Annotated in this window: 20 protein-coding genes and 1 tRNA gene; 13 read left to right on the top strand and 8 right to left on the bottom strand. The window is 58.8% G+C overall.

What is annotated here, in order from left to right:
• The first annotated feature begins 275 nt into the window (after positions 1 to 275).
• Both FA94_RS37775 and FA94_RS04565 read left to right on the top strand, forming a co-directional pair.
• Complete coding sequence (locus tag FA94_RS37775) at positions 276 to 434, top strand: DUF3309 family protein (protein WP_035547187.1); 159 nt, start codon at positions 276 to 278, stop codon at positions 432 to 434.
• Between the two features lie 106 nt (positions 435 to 540).
• Positions 541 to 617: transfer RNA gene (locus FA94_RS04565), tRNA-Pro, on the top strand.
• A 273-nt stretch (positions 618 to 890) separates the two neighbouring features.
• Here FA94_RS04565 and FA94_RS04570 read toward each other — a convergent pair.
• The gene (locus tag FA94_RS04570) at positions 891 to 2159 is read right to left on the bottom strand and encodes a hypothetical protein (RefSeq protein WP_051980373.1); all 1269 of its coding nucleotides are present in this window, start codon (positions 2157 to 2159) and stop codon (positions 891 to 893) included.
• A 451-nt stretch (positions 2160 to 2610) separates the two neighbouring features.
• On the opposite strand from FA94_RS04570, the gene FA94_RS04575 reads away from it, so the two are divergent.
• From FA94_RS04575 to FA94_RS04615, 10 genes are all read left to right on the top strand, one after another.
• Complete coding sequence (locus FA94_RS04575; protein ID WP_035547190.1) at positions 2611 to 5121, top strand: type VI secretion system Vgr family protein; 2511 nt, start codon at positions 2611 to 2613, stop codon at positions 5119 to 5121.
• Positions 5122 to 5174: 53 nt separating this feature from the next.
• Positions 5175 to 8183: a lysozyme family protein gene (locus tag FA94_RS04580; protein WP_081935678.1), complete on the top strand. Its 3009-nt coding sequence runs from the start codon at positions 5175 to 5177 to the stop codon at positions 8181 to 8183.
• Positions 8184 to 8186: 3 nt separating this feature from the next.
• The gene (locus tag FA94_RS37780; RefSeq protein WP_081935680.1) at positions 8187 to 8762 is read left to right on the top strand and encodes a lysozyme inhibitor LprI family protein; all 576 of its coding nucleotides are present in this window, start codon (positions 8187 to 8189) and stop codon (positions 8760 to 8762) included.
• Positions 8763 to 8802: 40 nt separating this feature from the next.
• Positions 8803 to 9054, top strand: a complete 252-nt coding sequence (locus FA94_RS04590; protein ID WP_035549308.1) for a PAAR domain-containing protein — start codon at positions 8803 to 8805, stop codon at positions 9052 to 9054.
• A gap of 847 nt (positions 9055 to 9901) precedes the next feature.
• Positions 9902 to 10573, top strand: a complete 672-nt coding sequence (locus FA94_RS04595; protein ID WP_051980374.1) for a hypothetical protein — start codon at positions 9902 to 9904, stop codon at positions 10571 to 10573.
• A 38-nt stretch (positions 10574 to 10611) separates the two neighbouring features.
• Positions 10612 to 11241: a hypothetical protein gene (locus tag FA94_RS38505; RefSeq protein ID WP_156126521.1), complete on the top strand. Its 630-nt coding sequence runs from the start codon at positions 10612 to 10614 to the stop codon at positions 11239 to 11241.
• An 11-nt stretch (positions 11242 to 11252) separates the two neighbouring features.
• Positions 11253 to 11504, top strand: coding sequence for a PAAR domain-containing protein (locus FA94_RS04600; protein WP_035547195.1), 252 nt, complete (start codon positions 11253 to 11255; stop codon positions 11502 to 11504).
• 602 nt (positions 11505 to 12106) lie between these two features.
• A complete protein-coding gene (locus tag FA94_RS37785; protein ID WP_081935682.1) occupies positions 12107 to 12337 on the top strand; it encodes a SymE family type I addiction module toxin in 231 nt (76 codons plus the stop codon).
• A gap of 320 nt (positions 12338 to 12657) precedes the next feature.
• Entirely contained in the window at positions 12658 to 13116 is a 459-nt protein-coding gene (gene sixA / locus FA94_RS04610; RefSeq protein WP_035547201.1) for a phosphohistidine phosphatase SixA, read from the top strand.
• A gap of 318 nt (positions 13117 to 13434) precedes the next feature.
• Positions 13435 to 14247 carry a GNAT family N-acetyltransferase gene (locus tag FA94_RS04615; RefSeq protein WP_035547205.1) on the top strand — a complete coding sequence of 271 codons (813 nt, stop codon included), beginning with the start codon at positions 13435 to 13437 and terminating at the stop codon, positions 14245 to 14247.
• A 100-nt stretch (positions 14248 to 14347) separates the two neighbouring features.
• On the opposite strand, the gene ppx is transcribed toward FA94_RS04615, so the two are convergent.
• Positions 14348 to 15973, bottom strand: coding sequence for an exopolyphosphatase (gene ppx / locus FA94_RS04620; RefSeq protein ID WP_035547208.1), 1626 nt, complete (start codon positions 15971 to 15973; stop codon positions 14348 to 14350).
• A 202-nt stretch (positions 15974 to 16175) separates the two neighbouring features.
• Here ppx and ppk1 point away from each other — a divergent pair, with 202 nt between their 5' ends.
• Complete coding sequence (gene ppk1, locus FA94_RS04625) at positions 16176 to 18239, top strand: polyphosphate kinase 1 (RefSeq protein WP_035547211.1); 2064 nt, start codon at positions 16176 to 16178, stop codon at positions 18237 to 18239.
• Positions 18240 to 18330: 91 nt separating this feature from the next.
• On the opposite strand, the gene phoR is transcribed toward ppk1, so the two are convergent.
• From phoR to pstC, 6 genes are all read right to left on the bottom strand, one after another.
• Positions 18331 to 19644 (bottom strand): phosphate regulon sensor histidine kinase PhoR, encoded by a 1314-nt coding sequence (gene phoR, locus FA94_RS04630; protein ID WP_035547213.1) that lies wholly within the window; start codon positions 19642 to 19644, stop codon positions 18331 to 18333.
• Positions 19645 to 19804: 160 nt separating this feature from the next.
• On the bottom strand, positions 19805 to 20506 hold the full coding sequence (gene phoB, locus FA94_RS04635; protein ID WP_028199153.1) for a phosphate regulon transcriptional regulator PhoB: 702 nt from the start codon (positions 20504 to 20506) through the stop codon (positions 19805 to 19807).
• Positions 20507 to 20532: 26 nt separating this feature from the next.
• A complete protein-coding gene (phoU, locus tag FA94_RS04640; protein ID WP_035547216.1) occupies positions 20533 to 21237 on the bottom strand; it encodes a phosphate signaling complex protein PhoU in 705 nt (234 codons plus the stop codon).
• A 29-nt stretch (positions 21238 to 21266) separates the two neighbouring features.
• Positions 21267 to 22115: a phosphate ABC transporter ATP-binding protein PstB gene (gene pstB / locus FA94_RS04645; protein WP_035547218.1), complete on the bottom strand. Its 849-nt coding sequence runs from the start codon at positions 22113 to 22115 to the stop codon at positions 21267 to 21269.
• A 17-nt stretch (positions 22116 to 22132) separates the two neighbouring features.
• On the bottom strand, positions 22133 to 23029 hold the full coding sequence (pstA, locus tag FA94_RS04650) for a phosphate ABC transporter permease PstA (RefSeq protein WP_035547222.1): 897 nt from the start codon (positions 23027 to 23029) through the stop codon (positions 22133 to 22135).
• A complete protein-coding gene (pstC, locus tag FA94_RS04655; protein WP_035547225.1) occupies positions 23026 to 24027 on the bottom strand; it encodes a phosphate ABC transporter permease PstC in 1002 nt (333 codons plus the stop codon). The genes pstA and pstC overlap by 4 nt, the downstream gene beginning before the upstream one ends.
• Positions 24028 to 24155 lie beyond the last annotated feature (128 nt).

Raw genomic sequence — 24155 nt, forward strand, 5'->3', positions numbered from 1 at the left:
CGCCTGACCTCGTCTCATCTCGCGTCTCGACGCATCTCGACGCATCTCAATGCCGGGTGCGTTGAATGTTTGATGCGCGCGCCTGAAATTATCCTGGTCGCGTTGCCCGCCTCTTTCTCCGCCCCGCCGGAACATCAGACGCATTAGGCACATGCCTTGCTGAATTGCTCCCTGCAAGGGACGCGCACAACGCGTCGACTGTCCCGGCGCTGATGCGCCGAACCATCCGGACTATGCGGCCCAGCCATCCCGAGGGCCCGACAGGGAGAACTCGAATGACCATCGGAACCATCCTGCTTATCGTGCTCATCCTGCTGCTGATCGGCGCGTTGCCGAGCTGGCCGTACAGCAGTGGCTGGGGCTATCGGCCGACCGGCCTGCTCGGCGTCGTGCTGATCATCGTGATCGTGTTGCTGTTGATGGGACGGATATAAGGCTGCGTGTTTGGCGCAGTCCTTGGCCTCTTTGCACGCTCATTTCAGCCCGACGCAATTGGGCATTGACTCTGGCACCCAATGCCGCGTAGAATCCCGGCTTCGTCGGAGCGTAGCGCAGCCTGGTAGCGCATCTGATTTGGGATCAGAGGGTCGAAGGTTCGAATCCTTTCGCTCCGACCACGAAAAAAGCAGAACGAACAAGGACTTACGAGCTAACGCCGTAAGTCCTTTTTCTTTTCCCCATACCGACTTACCTCCCGTTACCTTCTGGCTACCGGATTTGCGGTAACTGCGAAACCGTTACTGTCCCGGTGCCGCATGTAGCCACGGTCGGACTCTGCACCTTGGGGATCAGTGTCCAGAAAAAACCCGTCCTGCATATCGATTCGCCAGTGAACTACCGGCCAGTCACTATGTTCGCCAAACCTTAGCCGCATGGGCATCATGACCGCATCAATCGGCTTGTGAAGCCGCTTCATACCGGCGCTTGCGGCGCGTCTTCTCGCGGGTAATCTGCGCCATGAAATTGCATTGGGCGCACCAGTTGCCCGACGTTATGTTTCTAGGCCGCGCCCACCATCGATGACCACGCGCGCACTCCCATTCCAGCCTTGCCTGGTTATCGACGTAGGTATCGGACAGACACCGCCCGCCACGCTCTTCCGCAACCGCATGCATTGTTTCGATGCCGCGCTGCTGCCGGTCCTCGGTGCGACAGGTCGGGCACCAGCTTCCTTTAAGAACCTCTGAGCCCCACGCCATCCATTCATGCTCTCGCTCGCACTGGAACGGATTGCGGCTCTTTATACGTAGATAACCTGACGCCAGGCATTTGCCGCCCCAACGTTCGGCGGCTTGCTGAAGCTCCGCCAAACCATCCGGTCGGCGCAACCGGTCTGCGAAGCATTGCGGGCACCATGCCTTGCGCATCACCTCCATACCGCACGCCTCCCATTCATGCCCCTGAGCGCATCGGAACAGGTATTGCGCCATCTTTCCGTTGTACGTCGTGGAGAGACATTCCCCGCCGCGCTCGCGGGCACGCTCCTGTATCGGGAGAAGCCCACCTTCGGCCCACAGCTGGCGCTCGGCCCTTCTTATGTTTGAGCACGCGGGACACCAACTGCCCCCCAACGTGATATCTGCTGTCGTCTGAAACTCATGTCCAATTGCACAAACGAACCGGTATCGGCCATTCAACCCAAGATACGAACGGGTCAGGCACTCACCGCCCGACTGAGTGGCAATATCGTGCATCCGCTTCATGACACCTTCGACCCGGCAATGTTCGCACGCGATGCGGGCAACGCGTAGCAGTTGCTGGCCGCCGCGCTCCCATTCGTGCCCTTGTGCGCATCGCAATCGATACCGGGCGTTCTGTCCGCGCCAATCCGTGTCAAACAAAGCTGTTCCCGCATCGACAAATTTGCGGCGAATCAAGTCCAACTGTTCGTCGCGGGAACGTTGGGCTGACAGAGCGGACGATTTCCGTTTTCGATAGTGGAGTAAAAGCAGAACCGCCTGGTAAGCGGTTGAAACGTGCCCTTCCTGCGCACGCGCGGCCTGCGTGATAGTCAAGCCGTCGACCAGCACAGATCGCGCCATCGCCGCGCTGCGATCAGAGATCGATCTTCCCCGCTTGCCCGGCTGCCTCGCCGCGGTGACCAGCATCTCGAATTCCTCGCGCGTCAGGCTCGGCAGGTTGGCGGACCGGCGTGGCATGCTGTTTTCTCTCCTGAAATTGATCGGGTTATGCGCTATGGGATAGCTCGCAGCCGTTCTTCGTAAAAAGGCCGTTGGTTTTGAAAGGGACTTGCTAAGGTTTCATGGAATCGTACAAAGATGCTTCCGGAATTTTAATAAAAATGTCGTGTTTTATTTGTCCAGTAGAGTCGAACAGTTTGTTTCCATTTACAAATTTTGACACGACCTCGATATGGCGTTCGCTATTGATTCCGGTAGAATCCCGCGCAGAACGAGGTAATCGATGATGCTGGGCGATTGCCTTTCATGCAATATGGATAAGTGAATTTGAATTGTATGTTGCAACAGGTTTGATAACGGACCCAATGCCCGAAGACTAGTCTTCCAGAGGCAATGATAGACGAAGTAAAAGAGGCCGCGCCACTCTGTATAGCGGCCAGGTTGTGTTTCCTGAACACGGGGTTTCCGCATGGCTTCCGAAGTGCTGGACAAAGCGCTGCGCGCCGGCTATACGCAGCTCGGCCGACTCATCAAACTCGATACGCCGCTTGGCGACGACTGGCTCGTACCGATGTACGTAAAAGGCTCGGGTCGCCTCGGGGGGAATTTCGAATTCACCGTTGATGCCGTGTCGACGTATGGCGAAAAGATCAAGCTCGGCGCGCTGGTGCTCAAGCCGGTCACCCTCTGGATTCAGCAGACCGACGGCAGCTATATGCCAATCCATGGTTATGTGCAGCATGCACGCCGTCTCGGCAGTGACGGACCACTGACTTCTTACCAGATTCAGTTTTCGTCGTGGCTGAGCCTCCTCAAGCTCAGCAGCGATTGTCGCGACTGGCAGGAAATCGACGGTAGGCAGATTCTCTCCGACGTGTTCGCAAAAAACCCGCAGTCTCAGGGACAGTATCGCTTTGATCTGCGCTCACCGATCCGCTCGTATTCGCAGCGGGTCCAGTGGGAAGACGACTGGAACTTTGTCTACCGCAGCATGGAAGAGGTTGGCGTCTTTCCACGCTTTGAGTTTGCGAAGGACGGTAAATCCCACACCGTTGTCATTACGGACGATCTGTATTTCGTGCCGCCATTGCCGCAACAGGTCGTGACATTCAGTCGTTCGGCGACAAACGAGGAGTTCGACGGCCTGACGCAGTGGAGCGAGCAGCAGGATTCGCAAAGCGAATCCATTACAACGAACACGTTCGACTACATGCGCCCTGACCTGCCGAAGGAAGTCAGTTCCCCAGCATTCAATCAGGACGAACTGCCCGCGCAAGGTGAGAAGTTCATTTATACCGGTGGCTATTCGTGGTCGGACAGCGACATGGGCGAACAACAGGCGCGCATCCGCACGGAGGAAATGGCAAGCCGTTCGAAGCGCTATTTTGGCGTCGGCAGTCTGCGGTGCGCACTGCCGGGCTATTGGTATCAACTCGACGGCCACCCGGTTCACGATAGCGAACCGGCAAACGACCGCGAAATGGCGATCATCGCCGTCGACTGGCTGATCCAGAATAACGTGCCGGGTATTGAAGCGCTCGCGCAATTCCCACGGAGCCTGCGCGCCGAAGTCGAACAGGTGCGCGCAGCGGGCGTCGGATCGACGGTTCGCCACACGGACGGCAGTACGGGATTCTTTCAGGTCGAGATCGAAGCACAGCGTCGGCGCGTACCGTTCCGTAGTCCGCTCTCCCATCACAAACCCGAAATGCATCTGCAAACGGGCATCGTCGGCACGCCGGATAACGAAGAGATTTTTATCGACTCCCTGAACCGCTCGAAGGTCTGGCTTTCGTGGAGTCGCAAGGACCGCAACGAACGGGCGTCGGCGTGGATACGCGCGGCGATGCCGGATGCGGGCAGCCAGCGCGGCGGACACTTCGCCTTGAGGAAGGGTGACGAAGTGCTGGTCGGCTTCGTGAATGGCGATTGCGATCGACCCGTAATCATCTCGAGGCTGCATGGGGGCGCGACGAAACCGGTGTTCCACTCGCACGGGCTGTTTTCTGGGCACCGTTCGAAGGAGTACGGGGGCGACGGGTTTAACGAATTCCTGATGGATGACGCAAGCGGACAGAACCGCATGAGCCTGTCCTCGACGAGCTATGCGACAGGTCTGCAGATGGGCTATCTGATCCAGCATACGGACAACACGCGTGGCGCATTCATCGGCACGGGCTTTGATCTGAAGTCGGGCGCTTACGGGGCGATCCGCGCCGCGCAGGGCATGGTCATTTCGACGCAGCCCGTCGCCGCACAGCCGCTGAACGTAGCGGCAACGACCGGGCAGTTGGCCGGTGCCGAGGCGGTCCTTGACACCGTCTCCAAGGCGAGCGAGACGAATCGGGGCGAGAGTCTGCAGGACGGGCATGACGCACTCAAGACCTTTACCGATTCGACCCAGCACAGCGTGGCGGCTTCGGTCGGCAAAGGTGGCCGCACGGCGGGCGGCGGCACGGGCAACGCGAACGGTTTTTCGAAGCCGGTCATGGTGCTGTCGAGCCCCGAGGGCATCGCGGCGACGACGCAGCAATCCGTGCATATCACGGCCGACGAGCACATCAACACCGTTGCCCGGAAGAACGTCATCTTCGCCGCAGGTAAGTCGTTGCTCGCGAGTGTGATGGACGGCATCAGCCTGTTCGCGCAGAACCTCGGCATCAAGCTGATTGCGGGCAAAGGGAAGATCGACATCCAGGCGCTCAGCGATGCGATGAACCTGCTTGCGCAACTGGACGTGAAAGTTGAGAGCGCAACGGGTCGGCTTGTCCTGACAGCGAAAGAGGAAGTGTGGATCGGTGCAGGCGGCTCGTATATCAGCATCAAGGGCGGGGGAATCGAGAACGTCACGACTGGGCACATCCTGGAACGCTGCGCGTCGTGGGACAAGCCAGGCGGGGCAAGTGCGACGAACCTCGACCCGTTGCAGGCGACTCCTGTTGCGACAAAGGGTGGCCGCGGCCTTGGGTTTTCGGGCTGAGCGAAACCTGACTACAGCACTTCACGCAGAAATAACAATCGGAACCGGGTTCTATGAGCAACACGCATCACCACCCTTCGCACCCCGCGCAGGCTCCCGCCGCCCCAGCCGCGCCCGCTACGCCGCCGTACAAACCGTTGCCCTTCAGCTATCCGTTTGTGCCCGCTGACAAAAGCGATGCCGCCGATCCGATGACTTACATGAAGGCACTCGGAAACGCCGGAGGCGGCTTTTATCCGCTCGGTGCGAATGGCCTGTGGCACGGTGGAGTTCACTTCGACGGACAAACCGGCGGTGTGCTGAAGCAGGACGGTGGCGTCCGCACGATTGCGGACGGTACGGTGGTCGCGTACCGGCTCGATCACAAATATCCCGAGCTCGAATACAGGGACAAACGCGCGGCGCTCTACTCGACGGGCTTCGTGCTGATCCGCCACGAGTTGACGTTGCCGCCAGTGCCGGCGCAACAACAGGGTGCGGCTCCGCCGCAAGGTGCGTCCAGCGCACCAGCGACTCCGGCCTCTGCTGCTGCCCCGGCTTCTGCTGCCGGAGCGGCGAGCGCGCCTGTGCAACCCGCACAACCGCCGAAGCCCCCAGCCGCCGACACGCTGGTATTTTTCAGCCTGTATATGCACCTGATGGACTGGGTGGGATATGAAATGGCGATGGAAGCCGGGAAGGAAGCTCCCGCCGACAAGAACGCGCCACACATCGAACCGATGCCGTTCTGGGAAGGCGATCGGTACTACCGGGTCGGAGCCAAGGCCAAGGGCAAACAGAAAGCACCGAAACCGAAGACAACGCAGCAACCTCAGAATGTCGACGACCCGATTGGAAGTTTGATCCAGGATAATTTCAAGCCGCCCGCTCAATCGGACGACGCCGATGACGCCCCGCCGCCATCGCCTGTTTCTGGCATTGGCATATATGATCTGGCCGGCGGCAAGATCATTGGCTTGCTCCCGATGGGATCGGAATTGTCCGTATCTGCAACGGAGAAATCAAACAAGCCCGACTGGGCGAAGATCGCGACGATCAAAAGCGGCACGCCGGTCGGCGCGGTCGCGGGTCAGGCAGCCTCGCCGCATGTCCCGTATGGGTGGGTGAACACGAAGGAGCTGGACATCGTGGTGGACCCCAAACCACTCGATCAGGTCGTGGTGTTGAAAACTCCGTTTCCCGTGAAGGCGGGCGACGTGATCGGCTATCTCGGCCAGTATCAGGATTACGCCAGTTCGAGTTCCTTGCCGCCGGGGCGCACCAATCCGATTCTGCATCTGGAAACGTTCGCTGGCCCGGATTTGCCGGCGTTCATCAGCAGAAGCAGGGATCGGGTCAAACAGTCACCCCAGGCACAGGCGAAGACGTTTCTGGAAATCTTGCCGGGTGCGCTGCTGGTAACGGACCTGCCCAAACCCGACCAGACGCTGAAGTCAACGCAAACGCAAACTCAGCCCAGCCTGCATCTGGTGCCGGTCGGTGAAGCCAAGGGTTCGCGCTGGGTCAAGGTGCAACCGAAAGTCCCCCACCAGCCGACGACGCCAGCGGCATCCGGTCAACCTCATCAGGGTAACCACAGCGGGCATCACGGCGGGCATCATCCGGCACCCGCACTCGATAATCTCGGGACACCGCTGTGGGTCGATGCCAGTCTGGCAAACACGGTCACAACCGCGGAGGTGAAAGGCTGGAGCGATTTCCCGCTGAAAGTCGCGAACGCGAAGGGCCCGGGCGCGGATTTCCGGGATGTCTTTCGTCGAGTCGATCTTGATAAGCTCGGCCCGGAGAATGTCGCGAAGGATGACAAGGGGCAAACCTGGTGGAACATTACCATCGGCACGAAGGACGGCGCGACGCGGCAGGGCTGGGTGTGTGATACCGGGCATCCGCTCACGCGCATGTGTGGGCCGTGGGACTGGCCTAGCTTTGATCTGGTTGATAGCAGCAGCACGAAGCCGGTCGACATGCTCAAGCGCTATTTGTACGTGACGGAACAGTTGATCGAAGGCGAGGAGAAGTCGGAGTTCGAGCCGAGCATGTCGCTGGTGAATGCGGGCGAACTGATCACGAAGCTGGAAAAGGCCATCGATACGAATCACGACGGCAAGATAACGGCGCAGGAACTGAAGGCCGCGCAGCAGACCCCGTGGTTGGCCGAAGCGATTTCGCATCTGGTGGTGCGATACGAAAGCGAGTGGGGTGGTGATCCGGGCAAATGGGACGCGTTGTCGCCGTTGATGAAGAAGCTGCTATGGCTCTGGAAGAGCGAGCTTGAGCGCATCGGCAAGTTGCAATGGTGGGAGCAGGTGACCGGCGTCGACGGCTTCCCGACGGAGCCAACGCCTTGGCATTTCCATCCGATTGGGTTGATTGGAAACTTTGCTGGTGCCTGTACCGAGGAGTGTAAGACAGAGGTGTTTGATTTTCAGACATCTGAGGGAACGTTCTATTGCTCGAAGGAAGCGTTTGCCCTTGTTCTGAGAAACGAAGGATATGGCGAAGTCCCCTATGTTCCCCATATGAGTGGCGATCAATCCAGCGGTGTGACGATTGGCTACGGCTATGATTTGGGGCAGCAAAACGCAGCTCAAGCATCTACCGATCTCGATGGGTTGTTAACTCCTGCGGAAATTACGAGGTTGCTAGGTGCCATAGGAAGGCACGGGGACAATGCACGGGCGCTGATTCCATCTCTTTCTGACATAAAAATTTCGAATCCTAACGCCCTCGAACTGGCAAAAAGGATGAAACGGCGCTACGCACAATATACCGTTGACGCGTTTCCAGGCGTTACGAATTTGCACCCCCACTGTCAGGGGGCATTGCTTAGCCTAGTTGTGAACCGTGGGTCGGGCTTGGTAGATAAACCAGGACAAAAAACGCGCGTACACATGAGGAATATAAGGACGGCAATCCAAGAAAATAATTTATCTGACGTGCCCACACAACTTCGCGGAATGAAGGTGCTTTGGAGTCCAGTGACTGAGCGAGGCTTGATAACAAGGCGGGAAGAAGAAGCTCAGTTGTTTGAAAAAGGTATTAATTGCAATTGTTGGAGATAATTTATGATAAAGATAATTTTTGTTTTGTTAATGGCATTAGTATCGAATCTCGCCTTTTCCAAGGCAGTATGTGATGGGCAGACGAACGCTGAACTTGAGAACTGCGCGCATGCTAATTTTGATGCGACAGACAAGGAGCTCAATCGAAGCTATAGTGAACTATTGAAGAGAATGCCTGCCTCAGATAAGCCGAATTTCGTTGCCACTCAAAGAGCATGGGTGAGCTATAAAGAAAAGTATTGCCAGTCTGCATATGATGCTACTAGCCCAGGGGAGGAAGCGGGCGTTGACAAATGGTCCTGTTTTGCCTCAGTGACAGAAACGAGAACGAAGGAAATTCACTACCTTGATTCGTCCGTTGGAATGGGCGACTTTAGAAAAGCATTGGCCGTCATGGCCAGCGTTTACGAGGGCGGGGACACTAACAAGGTGGTTTCGAAGCTGATAAACCAGACTCCAGACGGAAAGAATCCAGATTGGCGCAAGTATGTCGATTTGAACTGCAAAATGACGGCAGCGAAGCTCCAGGAAGAGCATGACGCCTGTGTCGCGAGACTTAATTTCTACAAGAATTGGTAGCCGAGACACGCGATTTATGAATTCTGATGCCGGTGACAACATGATGAATCTAATTCGTGTCGACGACGACACCGACCACGGCGGCAAGGTAGTGACTGGCTCGACGACGATGAGTTACGAGGGCCGCTTCGTTGCGCGCAAGGGGGATCATGTATCGTGCCCGAAGCATCCCGATGTTTCGCCGAACGTGATCGAGGAAGGCGATACATTGATGACGGACGGCGGCATCGCGATTGCACGGCACGGCCATCGCGCCACGTGTGGCTGTCATTTGATTTCGAGCTTAACCTGACTGCGACTTAACAGGATCGACGCTCGCGATCGACGGAATGGGCGGTGCTGGATTTCTGCGCGTTCGTCTTCGATAGGCTGAAGTCTTTCTGACTAAGGTTTCCCGATAGTGCGCACGGAGAGACCGCTGACGGTAAAGCCGGGACGCTATGCATTTTTCTCAGTTCGGCCAAGAGCTGTCATAGGTCCGCTCTCACCAAGCGGCAGTTGGTACGCGGAAAGCGGACGGACTTCGTCATACAATGACCAAGCGTTTTCGAACGAAAAATGGATGTGAACGAGATCGTCGTTGGACTGAATGCTTGGATTAATCCACGACGGAAAATATGCGAAATTCATACGCGGCAAGCTGCACAAAAGCTGCGAAAGAGGCGCAGCGTAGACTAGCCAAAGGCCCATAGTTGCATCCTCAAGGTTTCTACCTCGGACGCATCCAGCGTCATATTTTCTGCGCCCGGCAGCGCCCTGCTGAGCCATGTCACAACCTTCTGGGGTTAAGGCATACTTCATGTCGCTCTGATTCGCGAACTGCGCCACGCTTGAGCTTACGGGTAACGGTGACATCTCGTTGCCGGTAGAGGAACCAAAGAGTAACGGTTAGCATCGCGGGCGGGCACTATCAGTCGTCCAAGAATCCTTAAAGAACAAACCGGGAAAAATGATAGATCGCTTCACTGAAGGTCCCAACGCACGCGAGACGCTCATTCGCGCCCTGTTGAAGCAAACGTTGGTCGAACACGATGAAAATCGGGCCAACTTTCTAGCCAGTTGGTAGCAAATGACTCGACTCAGATCGTTTACCTCAAAGGTTGGCTAGATCGTGTGGATGACTGTCTTACGGTGAGTATATGAAAAAGACACGTTCGGCCCAGGTCTGGACAAAGGCGATTGCCGGCATCGCGCTCGCTTATTCAGTCAACGGCGCCTACGCTCAGGGTCCGTTCTCGGGCGACTGGAAATATGTGGAGCGTGCTGACGCCTCTGGAAAACCCTACTCGACGTTTGAGGTGAAGTTGACAGAGCTCGCCGATGGCCAACTCCAAGGGTCCTATTGTTTCGTAACACAGAGCGGCAACCGAATCGACTGTGACCCCGATCGGAAAGCGATCAACATAACGGGCCTTGTCGCGCCAGACGGCAAGTCAGCCGAAGTTCACTTCTATTCTTTCTTCGGCGCAAAGGACGGAGTTGCCGAGCTTGCGACACCGGGTAGCGATCTCAATTGGAGAGTCACCCAAAACCCCCGTGGCGATTTCTTTTATGGTCCGTACAAGGTCAAACTAAAAAGGACACCAACTGACGAGCATCGCGGCGAGCGTCAAGTTGTGACTGCCAAAGCGTATTTATACGATCAACCTTCCCCTTTGCCAGCCACTAAGACCTATGTGGTGAAGGGAGACTACGTAAAGCTACTAAGCGTGTCGGACGATTTTAAGTTTTGGAAAGTGGAGTGTGTCAGCGGCAATGGTGTCGTGATCGAACGCTGGATAGACTGCAATGCGATAGAGTCCTGTCCTTGAATGAAAGCCGCCCCTGTTTTCGACGGACGTACAAACCTATGTTTGTAAAATATGGCCTGATAGCATGGGTTACTGCTTTCACGTCGATAAGCGTTGTTGCCTCGGCTGCGCCGCCGCTGTTCGGTAGCTGTGACAACGACGGTGAGTGTTCGGCTGTGTTTGATCGTTCTGTGCCGGAGGCGCAATCGCTTTGTGGATCGAAAACTACATCAATAGCGTGGCGGAAAAACGCGACAGAGCTTTTACTTCAATGCACCGGTTCAGATACGGCCGAAAATAACAGGAACTATGTTGTTGACGACAGCAATGTGATCGGTCTGAGCTATGGTCGTTACGTGAAAATCAGCTTCCTACAGCAGAACCCAAGCGCAGCTGTCCCAGATAAATTTGGTTCGACACTGGTTTGCGCTGCTGCTGATATCGAGAAACTGCATACAAGTACGTTTGTTTTACTCGACAAACGGCCGGGCGAATCGGGAACCTCGTATTGCTATGGCATCACTTACCTAGCGTTCAAAAGTGGCGCGTTCCAACTTAGCACCAACAAAAATTCCATAAGTGCAAGTGACCACGAGCATTATTTGGCTCATGTTTCAAGTCAGACAAAGCAACGCGCCCAGCGTCTGTTAGAGGTATTCCGGAAGTGGCAGGGCGAACAGCCAAATTGAGGTCTGCAGGGATGATGAATCTGATTCGAATCGACGACGACACCGACCACGGCGGCAAGGTAGTGACTGGCTCGACGACGATGAGTTACGACGGCCGCTTTGTTGCGCGCAAAGGGGATCATGTATCGTGCCCGAAGCATCCCGATGTGTCGCCGAACGTGATCGAGGAAGGCGACACATCCATGACGGACGGCGGCATCCCGGTTGCGCGACACGGCCATCGTGGCACCTGTGGCTGTCGCTTGATTTCCAGCTTGACCTGACTGCGACTTTACAGGTTCGGCGCTCGCGATCGACGGAACGGGCCGTGCCAGGTTTTCGCAAACGGTTTCTCGGCAGTGCGCAGGAAAGGACCGCTAACGGCAGAGCCGAAACGTTATGCATTTGTCTCAGTTCGGCCGTCAAACGTCGTTCGCCATAGCAGAAACAGTGCCATTCACACCACCTAGGCTTTGAGATGTGCAGGCTCACAATAAGGAAATGAACGATGGCAAATCCCGTCTTTGACATGTTCAATGCAGCGATGACCCTAATGAACTACAGGGAAGCTCAGAAAAATATCTACAAAGAAATTATCGAGCCCCTCTTCAAAGATCTGCAGGAGTCGACCGCATATTTTCACGCTAGCGTAACGGACTGCCCCTCACGCGGAAGCGCTCTGCCCTCAAATGCTCAAAATCTCATACAACCCAATTTCATTTAACGATATAGATATTTCCATTAAAATACGACAAAGCCTTCCGCATTAAAAATCGCATAGATGATCGATTCAAAAGGCAAACCGTTGAAGTAAACGAAGCGCGGGCGATGAGTGCTACCAACACTCACCGCCCGCTAACCACCACCAACTTACAAGGAGTTGACAATGGCTGACGCCAATCTTAATGCATTCCCCGCTCATCCGGAGCGCCGCGCCACGGTACAGGAATTGATGCGCTGGCGCCCCTGCCCAAAACCGGGCCGCCCGTGGCGAACGCCTTCATTTTTTCCGTGGCTGCGCATCGCAGGCAAGTGGCTCGAACAGGCTGGCTTCCCACCTGGCCAGCGCGTGACGATCAAAGTTCAATACGGCCAGCTCGTGATTACGCCCGATTGACTTAAACCCAAGTAACAACAAACCCAGCTCGACAACTGGGTTTGTTGTTACTGGCTGGCGTTAGGCAAATAACACGGCAACACACGGGAAAAGAGACGACCTAACAGTGTCACCCCGCATACCAGCGCAAAAAAGGCTTCCACCCCACCCGTCATATCCAGACAGCCGCCCGCTCTTGCAGCCGCGACTCGCACCGCGCCTCCCCCGACAAGCTATACAGCCCATTAGCGCCACCGCCTTGCGGCCTCCCTCGCCCCCATGCGACAGTGCTCAAACCCGGCGCGCTCCCACGCGCCGCAACCAGAGTCAAGGAGACACTCATGGACCTGATCCTCTGGCGTCACGCCGAAGCCGAAGAATTCGCCGCCAGCGACCTGACACGCGCGCTCACCACGCGCGGCCGCAAGCAGGCGCAAAACGTCGCCAAATGGCTGCGCACTCGCCTGCCGGAAGACGCATTAGTACTCGCCAGCCCAGCCACCCGCACGATCCAAACCGCCGAGACCTTGAGCGACCAATACCGCGTAGTGCGCGAACTCGCGCCAAACGCCAGCGTGGACGACGTGCTCAACGCGGCCGGCTGGCCTAGGGGTGTAGCGCAGACGGTAGTAATCGTCGGCCATCAACCAACGCTTGGCCATGTAGCCGCGCGGCTACTCGGCAATAGCGACGCGAGCTGGCCGCTGAAGAAAGCCGGCGTGTGGTGGATCGCGAGCCGTGAGCGCGACGGCGACGATCAGGCGGTACTGCGCGCAGCGATCACACCCGACCTGATTTGACTCGAACTGAGCTGAAGCGCAGCGGATGAACAGCACGTGCGGCGCGCACCGCACTACCAGCAAGAACGCGCACGACAGGAGGCAACATCACTCGCCTCACGTGCCCTGGTGAACCGCGCAAACCACCCCACCCATCACGCATCACCCCCACACTTCGCACGAAAACAACACTCCCCGCTCCACCCCCGACATTACAACCCCCGCCCACGCAGCTTACGGGCCGTCACCCAATCGTCATGGCATTGCCATGCGAGCGTCACCAGGCGTTACTACATTGGCGAAAAAAGAAATCTCCCTTTTTTCGACCAGGACGCCCCAATGCGAGAACTGCCGACGCCCACCCCGCCCCTGGCTTCGCTCTTCGAAACGCGCCGTCTGCCGCGCGCCGAGGAAACGGTCACCGCCCAGCATCGCCTGCAAGTTACGTGGGCCCGTAGCGACGACGAACTGCGCGAAGCGCAGCGTCTGCGCTACCGCGTGTTCGCCGAGGAAATGGGCGCACGTCTGACCGGCCCCGCCGGTCTCGACGTCGATTCGTTCGATTCGTACTGTGACCATTTGCTGGTGCGCGATCTCGACACGCTGAAAGTAGTCGGTACGTATCGCGCGTTGCCGCCGCACCAGGCCGCGCGTATCGGCCGTCTGTATGCGGAAAGCGAATTCGATGTGTCACGTCTGACGCACCTGCGCCCGAAGATGGTCGAAGTGGGCCGCTCGTGCGTGCACCCCGACTATCGCAGCGGCGCCGTGATCATGTCGCTGTGGGCCGGCCTCGCCGCCTACATGAAGCACAACGGCTACGAGACCATGCTCGGCTGCGCGAGCGTCGCGATGGTCGACGGCGGCCACTATGCGGCGAACCTGTATTGCGCGCTGCGCGACACCGCGATGACCGCGCCGGAGTATCACGCGTTCCCGCACACGCCGCTGCCGGTCGACGAATTGCAGACCGGCGCCGACGTCACGCCGCCGCCGCTCGTGAAGGGCTATCTGCGCCTCGGCGCGAAGATTTGCGGCGCACCGGCGTGGGATCCTGATTTCAACTGCGCGGACTTTCTGACGCTGCTGCGTCTGTCGGAAATCAACGCGCGTTACGCTCGCCATTTCCTCGGCGATGCGGCATCGCGCTGAGCGCAATCGCACCGCGCGTCCAACGCGCGGGTAGACGAGACGATGCACGTAAAAAAGCCCGGGACGTACCGGGCTTTTTTTCATTCAACGAGCGATCGCGTCAATCGCCGGTATAAACCACACGATACGGAATGCCGACCTTTTCCCACTCGGCGGCTTCCTGAATCAGGCTGTAGTCGGTCAGCGGATTGTTGGCCACCCACTCGTTCGGCAAACGCACCTCGTAGCCGCTATTGACCTGCGAAACCGCGATGCCGGGCAACCCGACATCCGCACGCCGACGACACAACAACGCCGCGAGCCGCAGACAGAACAGCAACGGCCATTCCACTTCACGCGTTTGCGACAACTTACCGAGCTTGCCCGCATGCCCCAGCACGAGCGCAGCAAGCCGTGCCTGATCGGTGCGCGAAAAGCCCGGCATATCCGCATTGCTGGCGATATAAGCCGAATGCTTGTGATAGGCGCTATGCGAAATCGACAAACCGATCTCATGCAGCGCCGACGCCCAACTGAGGAACATGCGATTTTCCGCGCGACGCTCGTCGTCGGGTTCGGCAAACTGATCGTAGAAACGCACCGCGAGTTCGCCGATGCGCCCAGCCTGCGCACGATCCACGCCATAGCGGCGCATGAAGCCTTCCGCCGTCACCGTGCGCATGTCTTCGTGTTGCGAACGCCCGAGCAGGTCGTACAGCACGCCCAGACGCAACGCGCCGTCTGTCGTATCGACGTAATCGACGCCGAGTTCGTCGAACACCGCGATCATGATCGACAGCCCGCCGGCCAGCACCGGAATACGGTCACCCTTCAACGAGACCAGCTTCAGACGATTGACGTTCTCCGCCTTGATCAGCGCGCGCTTGAGCCGTTCGAGACCGCCGCGCGTAATGCCATGCGTGACACCCGGATCGTTGAAACCGTTCGCCTCGACCAGTTCGGCCAACGCGCGCGCGGTGCCCGACGAACCAATCGCCTGTTCCCAGCCGGTTTTCTTGTACTCGGCGGAAATGATCTGGATTTCGCGGCCCGCGGCGAGTTCAGCCTGGCGCATCGTGTATTCGTCGACATTGCCGGCCGGGAAAAACGCGCGGCTATGGCTCACGCAGCCGATATACAGACTCTCCATCTTGATCGGCGTGTAGTGCGAGCCGATGATGAATTCCGTCGAACCGCCGCCGATATCGACCACCAGACGCTTGCCTGCGCTAGCCGGCACGGAGTGTGCTGCACCGGCATAAATGAGACGTGCTTCTTCACGCCCGGCGATCACTTCGATCGGAAACCCGAGCGCGGCTTGTGCCTCGCCGAGAAATTCGCCGGCGTTCTTGGCGATGCGCAATGTATTAGTGGCGACCGCGCGAACGTGATCGGGATGAAAGTCGCGCAGGCGTTCGCCGAAGCGCTTGAGCGCGTCCCAGCCCCGCACTTGCGAGGCACGATCGAGCATCTTGTCACGCGACAGACCGGCGGCGAGACGCACCGGTTCACGCAAAGCATCGACCTGATAAATCTGGCTGCCCGCGTCGGTTTCCTCGACCCGGCCCACGATCAGGCGAAAGCTGTTCGAGCCAAGGTCGACGGCGGCGAGGAGTTGGGGCGTTGTGACCATCGAGTAAGCGGACTCCATGCGCGCGAGCGCGGCGGCGGTGGACGCCGAAGTTGGCGTATGTCCACCCGATGTTTTGGGCGCCTTATGGCCGGCCGCGCTGTTCAAAGACGCCATTCTAAGCGTACCGGGCCTCACGATGTCACCTCGCAGCAATGGGGGTGCCGTATGGTCCCATATGGACTGCGTCATATTGACGACACGTGACGAATCCAGCGTAGAATTTATAACATTCAAAATGTCATAACAACGTCATCATACTGTGAGAATTTCCGAGCGTCTTTCCGCCTCTCTTCCTGACATTCCATTCTCGCTGCCGATGTCCATCCGCTACCCCCTCTTGAATCGCGAGCTGGGCATTCTGGGTTTCAACGAGCGTGTGTTGGCACAAGCTGCCGACCCTGCCGTCCCCTTGCTCGAACGCCTGCGCTTCATCTGCATCACCAGTAGCAATCTCGACGAATTCTTCGAAGTCCGCATGGCCGGACTGCAGGAACAGATGCGCGACAACCCTGGCGCACTGTCGCCGGACGGTATGTCGTTGCAGCACGTGTACGACCTCGTGGTCGAGCGCGCACAGAAGCTCGTGCATCGTCAGTACACGATGCTGCACGACACCGTGCTGACCGCACTCGAACAGGAAGGCATCTATTTTCACGGCACCGAAGCGTGGAACGAAGCGCAGACCGAATGGGCGCGCAACTACTTCTTCGACGAACTGCTGCCGGTGCTCACGCCGATCGGTCTCGATCCGGCCCACCCGTTTCCGCGCGTGCTCAACAAGAGCCTGAACTTCGTCGTCGAACTCGAAGGCAAAGACGCGTTCGGCCGTCAAGCCATGATGGGCATCGTGCAAGCGCCGCGCGCGCTGCCGCGGCTCGTGCGCATGCCGCAGGACCTGTCGGGCTATCCGCACGGCTTCGTGCTGCTGAGCTCGCTGCTGCAACGCTTTGTCGGCGAGCTGTTTCCGAATCTGGTGGTGCGCAGTTGCAATCAGTTTCGCATCACGCGCAATAGCGAACTGTTCGTCGACGAAGACGAAATCACCAATCTGCGCGTCGCGTTGCAGGGCGAATTGCCGGCGCGCCATCTGGGCAATGCGGTGCGGCTCGAAGTGTCGGCGGAAACACCGTCGCATGTCGTGCGGCGCCTGCTCGACGAAAGCGATCTGTCCGATAAAGACTGCTATTACGCCGATGGCCCCGTCAATCTGGTGCGGTTGATGCAGTTGCCGGAGATGGTGGACCGGCCCGATCTGAAATTCGTGCCGCATATTCCGGCGATTCCGGCGCAGGTCGCCAACAGCGCCAGCATGTTCGACGTGATCGATCAGGGCGACGTGCTGCTGCATCATCCGTACGAGAGCTTTCAGCCGGTGCTGGAACTGCTGCTGCAGGCCGCCAAAGATCCGAACGTGATGGCGATCAAGCAGACCATTTACCGCACCGGCACCGATTCGCCGCTAATGGACGCGCTGATGCAAGCCGCGCGCAACGGCAAGGAAGTGACGGTGGTGGTCGAACTGCTCGCGCGCTTCGACGAAGAAACCAACATCAACTGGGCGTCGCAGCTCGAAGCGGTGGGCGCGCACGTCGTCTACGGCGTGGTGGGTCACAAGTGCCATGCGAAGATGATGCTGATCGTGCGGCGCGTGTCGTCGGGCGGCAAGACCACGCTCAAGCGTTACGTGCATCTGGGCACCGGCAACTATCATCCGCGCACGGCGCGTCTGTACACCGACTTCGGCCTGATGACCGCCGATCAGAAAATCTGCGAAGACGTGCATCACGTGTTCCAGCAACTGACCGGCATTGGCGGCGAGTTGAAGCTGCACGAGTTGTGGCAGTCGCCGTTCACGCTGCATCCGAAACTGGTCGAAGCGATTCGCGCCGAAGCCGAGCATGCGCGCGCCGGCAAGAAAGCGCGCATCGTCGCGAAGATGAACGCGCTGCTCGAACCTACCGTGATCGCCGAGTTGTATGAAGCGTCGCAGGCCGGCGTGAAGATCGATCTGATCGTGCGTGGCGTGTGTTCGTTGCAGCCGGGCGTGGCGGGTCTGTCGGAGAACATCACGGTGCGCTCGATCGTCGGGCGCTTTCTCGAACATCACCGCATTTTCTATTTCTACGACGGCGGCAAGGAACAGGTTTATCTGTCGAGCGCCGACTGGATGGACCGCAATTTCTTCCGGCGCGTGGAAGTAGCGTTCCCGATCACTAATCGTCGATTGAAGCGGCGCGTGATTGCCGAAGGTCTGTCGGCGTTTCTCGGTGACAACCAGTCCGCATGGCTGATGCAGAGCGACGGTCACTATCGTCGTCGGCGTCCGGGCAAGTCGTCGCGTAACGCGCAGATGAGCTTGCTGGGCAAGTTCTGTTCTTGACGCCGATCCTTCTCCGCAGGAAATAAAAAAACCGCCTTCATTCAGGCGGTTTTTTTTCGGACTGGCGGCGCGAGCGTACCCGCGACTAACCTCAAGCCGGCGTCGGATGGCGACGCGCCGTGCGATACACCGGAAAGCGCACGGTGAACGTGCTGCCGCGTCCCTCCTCGCTCTTCACGTCCAGTTGCGCATCGTGCCGCTGCAACACGTGCTTGACGATCGCGAGACCGAGGCCCGTGCCGCCCGTGTCGCGCGAGCGGCTGCGATCCACGCGATAGAAGCGCTCGGTCAGTCGCGGAATGTCGGCCGCCGGAATCCCCAGGCCGCTGTCCGTGACCGAAAACACCGCGCAACCACCCGTTGCATGCCAGTTCACCTTGATCCCGCCGCCGTCCGGCGTATAACGAATCGCGTTCGTGACGAGATTGCCCAGCGCGCTGAGAATTTCCGTTTCGACGCCGGTGACGGTGAGCCCTTCGTCGACGTCGAAACTGATCTTGTGATGGTCGCTCGACAGGTTGTCCGCGTCGTCCCGCAGATGGCGAATCACCGCGCGCATATCGATCATCTGATCGCTCGGCGGCTTGTTGTCGCCTTCGAGTTTGGCGAGCACCAGCAGGTCGTTGACGATATGCCGCATGCGCGACGCCTGCTGCTCCATCAACTCGAGATAGCGACCGCGCTCGGCTTCGCTCAATGGCAGTTCGCGCATGGTCTCGAGGAAACCGGACAGCACCGTGAGCGGCGTCTTCAGTTCATGCGAGACATTGGCGACGAAGTCACGCCGCATCGCGTCGGTCCGCTCCAGCTCGGTAATGTCTTGCGACAGTACCAGCTTGCGGTTCTCGCCGTACGGAAACACCTGCACCGACAGCACGTTCTGACGCTTCTCGCCCATGCCGCGCATGATCAGCATCTGCTCGTAGCGCTGCGAATTCAGATAACGGACAAAGTCGGGCTGACGCACCAGATGGGTGATGTGCTGGCGCAGATCGCGCTTCGCGTCGAGACCGAAATGGAGTTCGGAGATCGCATTGCACCACTCGATCTGATCGTGATCGTCGAGCATGGCAACGCCGTTCGGCGATGCCTGAATGGCCTGGATGAAACGCGAATGCTGCTGCTCGACCTGGCGCACCTGCGCATGCCAGCGCTTCGCGAGCTTATGCAGACGGTAATAGATTTCGCCCCAGATGCCGGGAGCGCTCGGCACTTCGCCGTACACCGGCGCGTCGAGCAGGCGCCACAGGCGCTGCTTGTGAAACGTGCTGAAGAAGCTCTGCGCGAGCAGCATGACGATCGCGAGGACGAGCGCTGCCTTGACGTTCACGAGTGCGCCGACCGCCGCGCACAGAACAGCCAGCAGCACGATCGACACGATGGAGCGCGCCCAGATGATGTTCATGTTCTAGCGATCGAAGAGAAAAGCGTACGCGCCGGAATAGGAGAAAGAATAACGCGGCGACTAGCGTGATGAAGATGAAGAACCCGACCTGGCGAATGCCGGTGGCGCGCCAGAACGGTAACGGACTACGTACGCGTTCCAACCTCGCCACCGTGACGCTTCAGGCGCTCTTCGCAAGCCGGTAGCCGCTGCCGCGAACCGTCTCGATCATAGCATCGCAGCCGGCCGGCTTCAGTGCCGCGCGCAGGCGCTTGATATGCACGTCGACCGTGCGCTCTTCAACGAACACGTGATCACCCCAGACCTGATCGAGCAGTTGCGTGCGGCTGTGCACGCGCTCCGGGTGCGTCATGAAGAAATGCAGCAGGCGGAATTCCGTCGGACCGAGATCGAGCTTGATCTCGCTGCCTTCGGCGTGCGCGGCCACCCGGTGCGTGGCCGGGTCGAGCTTCAGACCGTTGATCGCGACCAGATCTTCGGTGAGCTGCGGCGCGCGGCGGCGCAACACCGCCTTGATACGCGCCATCAGTTCCTTCGGCGAAAACGGCTTGGTGACGTAGTCGTCCGCGCCGATTTCGAGGCCTAGCACCTTGTCCTGCTCATCGCCACGTGCGGTCAGCATGATGATCGGAATGTGCTTCGTGCGTTCGTTGTTGCGCAGGTCGCGCGCGAACGCAATGCCGGACTTGCCCGGCAACATCCAGTCGAGCAGGACCAGATCGGGCAACACGTCGCTGATCAGGTTCTGCGCCTGCTCCGCGTTGTACGCGCGAATCGGGCAGTGTCCGGCGTGTTGAAGATTGACCGAAATCAATTCGGAAATGGCGGGCTCATCTTCAATGACGAGAATGCTGCTGGGCATCGGCACCTCTGGTCCTTATCTCTGGATTAGCTGAGTGCTTCGCGTTCGAGCGCGTCGCGCGACTTGTGCCGCACGTCGGTGCCCTTGACGATGTAAATGATGAATTCCGCGATGTTCTTCGCGTGGTCGCCGATCCGTTCGATTGCCTTGGCGATGAACAGAAAATCGAGGCCCACGGAAATGGAACGCGGATCTTCGGTCATGTACGAAATCAGCTTGCGCACGAACGCGCGGAATTCTTCGTCGATCGCTTTGTCGTCGCGCACGATCTGCGCGGCGGCAACCGTATCGAGACGCGCGAACGCGTCCAGCGCGCGGCGCAGGATCGACACCGCCATTTCGCCCGACAGCTTGATCTCGGCAATATTGATGGTGCGCGACGCGCCGTCTTCCATCAGACGCTTGGTACGCTTGGCGATTTTTTCGGCTTCGTCGCCGGCGCGCTCGAGGTTCGTGATGGTCTTCGAAATCGCGATCAGCAGACGCAGATCACGCGCGGCCGGCTGACGGCGCGCGATGATGTTGCTGCACTCTTCGTCGATATCCACTTCCATCTGGTTCAGACGAGCTTCAGCGGCGATCACCTGCTCGCAGATATCGAGGTCGAACTCGTTGAGCGCCTGCATGGCGTGGACGATCTGCGATTCGACGAGGCCGCCCATTTCGAGCACCTTCGAGGAAACCAGATTCAGATCGGCGTCGAACTGGCTGGACAGGTGTTTGTCGGACATGTCGTACTCCGTTGTTTTGGCTTGGCGGCTTAGCCGAAGCGGCCAGTGATGTAGTCCTCGGTTTCCTTGCGGACCGGCTTGATGAAGATCTTTTCGGTGTCGCCGAATTCGATCAGTTCACCGAGGTACATGTAGGCAGTGTAGTCCGAACAGCGAGCGGCCTGTTGCATGTTATGCGTGACAATCACCACCGTGTAATCGCTTTTCAATTCGGCGATCAGTTCTTCGATACGGCCGGTCGAGATCGGGTCGAGTGCGGAGCACGGTTCGTCGAGCAGCAGCACTTCAGGTCGAATCGCGATGCCGCGTGCGATACACAGACGCTGCTGTTGACCGCCGGACAGGCCGTAGCCGCTCTGGCCGAGCTTGTCCTTTACTTCGTTCCACAGCGCCGCCTTGGTCAGCGCCCATTCGACGCGGTCGTCCATTTCCGAGCGCGGCAGCGATTCGAACATCTTCACACCGAACGCGATGTTGTCGTAGATCGACATCGGGAACGGCGTCGGCTTCTGGAACACCATGCCGATCCGCGCGCGCAGCAGCGAAATGTCGCGCTTGGAGGTCAGCAGGTTTTCGCCGTCCATCAGGATCTCGCCTTCGGCGCGTTGTTCCGGATACAGTGCGTACATCTTGTTCAGCGTGCGCAGCAAGGTCGACTTGCCGCAGCCCGACGGGCCGATGAACGCGGTCACCTTGCCTTCGGGAATCGCCAGGTTGATGTTCTTCAGCGCGTGATACTTGCCGTAGAAGAAGTTCAGATCGTTGATCTCGATCTTCGGGCGGTTCGACGCCTGATTCTGGCCGCTTTGGGCGGGATCGAAACCGGCGGGCGCAGTCGGACGCACGGTCGGATTGAGTTGAGTTTCTGCCATATTCATCGGATTACACTCCGCCCTTACTTATTCGTGAAGATCGTGCGCGCGAGGACATTCAATCCCAGCACCGCGAGCGTGATCAGGAAGACGCCGGCCCACGCGAGTGATTGCCACTGCGCGAACGGGCTCATCGCAAACTTGTAGATCGTGACCGGCAGGTTCGCGACCGGTTGGCCCATGTCCCATGAGAAGAACTGATTGGACAGCGCCGTGAACAGCAGCGGCGCGGTTTCGCCGGCAATCCGTGCGACGCCGAGCAGCACGCCGGTGACGATACCTGCAATGGAAGCCTTCAGCGTGATCGACAGCACCATCTTCCACTTCGGCGTGCCGAGCGCGAAGGCCGCTTCACGCAGCGCGTTCGGCACCAGCTTCAGCATGTTTTCGGTGGTGCGGATCACGATCGGAATCTGCAGCAGTGCGAGCGCGAACACGCCGGCCCAGCCGCTGAAGTGACCCATCTTCGCCACCACCAACGCGTAGACGAACAGACCGACCACGATCGACGGCGCCGACAACAGAATGTCGTTGATGAAGCGCGTGAGGCTGGCAAACCAGCCCTTCTGACCGTATTCGGCGAGATAGACGCCGGCGAGAATCCCGATCGGCGTGCCGACGAACGTGGCAAGGCCAACCAGCATCAAGCTGCCGACGATCGCGTTGGCGAGACCGCCGCCATCGGTGTTCGGCGGCGGCGTCGACTGCGTGAACAGCTCAATCGACAAACCGCCGATCCCGAGACGCAGCGTCGTATAGAGAATCCACACGAGCCACAGCAGGCCGAACGCCATCGCGGCGAGCGACATGGTCAGCGCAACGGCGTTCTTGAAGCGGCGACGTCCTTGCAGACGCACGCGCATGGCTTCGAGCGCGACGGCGTCGTGCGAACCCGGCATATTCAGAGTGGGCTGGCTCATTTCGCGCCCTCCCCTTTTTCGAGGCGAAGCAGCATGAACTTGGAGATGGCCAGCACGATGAAAGTAATCACGAACAGGATCAGGCCGAGCTCCATCAGCGCCGACGTATGCAGGCCCGGATCCGCTTCCGCGAATTCGTTGGCGAGCGCCGACGTGATGCTGTTACCCGGCGAAAACAGCGAGACGTTATCGAGCAGATTGGTGTTGCCGATCACGAACGTGACCGCCATCGTCTCGCCGAGCGCACGGCCGAGGCCGAGCATCACGCCACCGATCACGCCGCTCTTGGTGAAGGGCAGCACGATCTTCCACATCACTTCCCACGTCGTGCAGCCGATGCCGTACGCCGATTCCTTCAGCAGCACCGGCGTGACTTCGAACACGTCGCGCATGACCGACGCGATGTACGGAATGATCATGATTGCGAGAATCACGCCCGCGCACAGAATGCCGATCCCGATCGGCGCGCCCTGAAACAGCGCACCCACGAACGGAATGCCGCCGAGCACGGTGCCGAGCGGCTTTTCGAACCACTCCGCGAAGATCGGCGCGAACACCAGCAGACCCCACATGCCGTACACGATCGACGGAATCGCGGCGAGCAGTTCGATCGCGATACCGAGCGGACGACGCAGCCAGGCCGGCGCGAGTTCGGTCAGAAAGAGCGCGATGCCGAAGCTGACGGGCACCGCGATGATGAGAGCAATGAGGGAGGTGGCAATCGTGCCGTAGATCGGCACCAGTGCGCCGAACTGCTTGCTGGGTGGATCCCAGTCCGCGGTCCACAGAAAGCTGAGACCGAATTGTTTGATCGACGGCATGGACGCGACGATCAGCGAAACGATGATGCCGCCGAGCAGCAATAGCGTGATGATGGCGGCGAGGCGCGCGAGGCCGCCGAAGATCACGTCGCCGGCACGGCTGGGCGCTTTCTGCTGCGAGGCGCTGCCGGGCGGGGTCGAGCGCGAGGCGCCAGACGCTAATTGGATATCGGACATGAGAGCCTGATGGACCTGTTTCCAGTTGCCGTTCGACACTTGTCGTGCGGCGGTAATGCCGGTTATGCGGGGTCAATGCCATTGGCCGTCCTCAACCGGGGACGGCCAATGTGTGGCGAGAAGCGCGT

Source organism: Burkholderia sp. 9120 (genome assembly GCF_000745015.1).
Classification (GTDB): domain Bacteria; phylum Pseudomonadota; class Gammaproteobacteria; order Burkholderiales; family Burkholderiaceae; genus Paraburkholderia.

Bases quoted from the DNA above. Each gene is read 5' to 3' on its own strand.
- pstA (WP_035547222.1), bottom strand. From the start codon at position 23,029: ATGAGCCAGCCCACTCTGAATATGCCGGGTTCGCACGACGCCGTCGCG.
- FA94_RS04595 (WP_051980374.1), top strand. From the start codon at position 9,902: ATGAAAAAGACACGTTCGGCCCAGGTCTGGACAAAGGCGATTGCCGGC.
- FA94_RS38505 (WP_156126521.1), top strand. From the start codon at position 10,612: ATGTTTGTAAAATATGGCCTGATAGCATGGGTTACTGCTTTCACGTCG.
- FA94_RS04580 (WP_081935678.1), top strand. From the start codon at position 5,175: ATGAGCAACACGCATCACCACCCTTCGCACCCCGCGCAGGCTCCCGCC.
- ppk1 (WP_035547211.1), top strand. From the start codon at position 16,176: ATGTCCATCCGCTACCCCCTCTTGAATCGCGAGCTGGGCATTCTGGGT.
- FA94_RS04615 (WP_035547205.1), top strand. From the start codon at position 13,435: ATGCGAGAACTGCCGACGCCCACCCCGCCCCTGGCTTCGCTCTTCGAA.
- FA94_RS04575 (WP_035547190.1), top strand. From the start codon at position 2,611: ATGGCTTCCGAAGTGCTGGACAAAGCGCTGCGCGCCGGCTATACGCAG.
- pstB (WP_035547218.1), bottom strand. From the start codon at position 22,115: ATGAATATGGCAGAAACTCAACTCAATCCGACCGTGCGTCCGACTGCG.
- sixA (WP_035547201.1), top strand. From the start codon at position 12,658: ATGGACCTGATCCTCTGGCGTCACGCCGAAGCCGAAGAATTCGCCGCC.
- FA94_RS37780 (WP_081935680.1), top strand. From the start codon at position 8,187: ATGATAAAGATAATTTTTGTTTTGTTAATGGCATTAGTATCGAATCTC.
- FA94_RS37775 (WP_035547187.1), top strand. From the start codon at position 276: ATGACCATCGGAACCATCCTGCTTATCGTGCTCATCCTGCTGCTGATC.
- pstC (WP_035547225.1), bottom strand. From the start codon at position 24,027: ATGTCCGATATCCAATTAGCGTCTGGCGCCTCGCGCTCGACCCCGCCC.
- FA94_RS04600 (WP_035547195.1), top strand. From the start codon at position 11,253: ATGATGAATCTGATTCGAATCGACGACGACACCGACCACGGCGGCAAG.
- phoB (WP_028199153.1), bottom strand. From the start codon at position 20,506: ATGCCCAGCAGCATTCTCGTCATTGAAGATGAGCCCGCCATTTCCGAA.
- phoU (WP_035547216.1), bottom strand. From the start codon at position 21,237: ATGTCCGACAAACACCTGTCCAGCCAGTTCGACGCCGATCTGAATCTG.
- FA94_RS37785 (WP_081935682.1), top strand. From the start codon at position 12,107: ATGGCTGACGCCAATCTTAATGCATTCCCCGCTCATCCGGAGCGCCGC.
- FA94_RS04590 (WP_035549308.1), top strand. From the start codon at position 8,803: ATGATGAATCTAATTCGTGTCGACGACGACACCGACCACGGCGGCAAG.
- phoR (WP_035547213.1), bottom strand. From the start codon at position 19,644: ATGAACATCATCTGGGCGCGCTCCATCGTGTCGATCGTGCTGCTGGCT.
- ppx (WP_035547208.1), bottom strand. From the start codon at position 15,973: ATGGCGTCTTTGAACAGCGCGGCCGGCCATAAGGCGCCCAAAACATCG.
- FA94_RS04570 (WP_051980373.1), bottom strand. From the start codon at position 2,159: ATGCCACGCCGGTCCGCCAACCTGCCGAGCCTGACGCGCGAGGAATTC.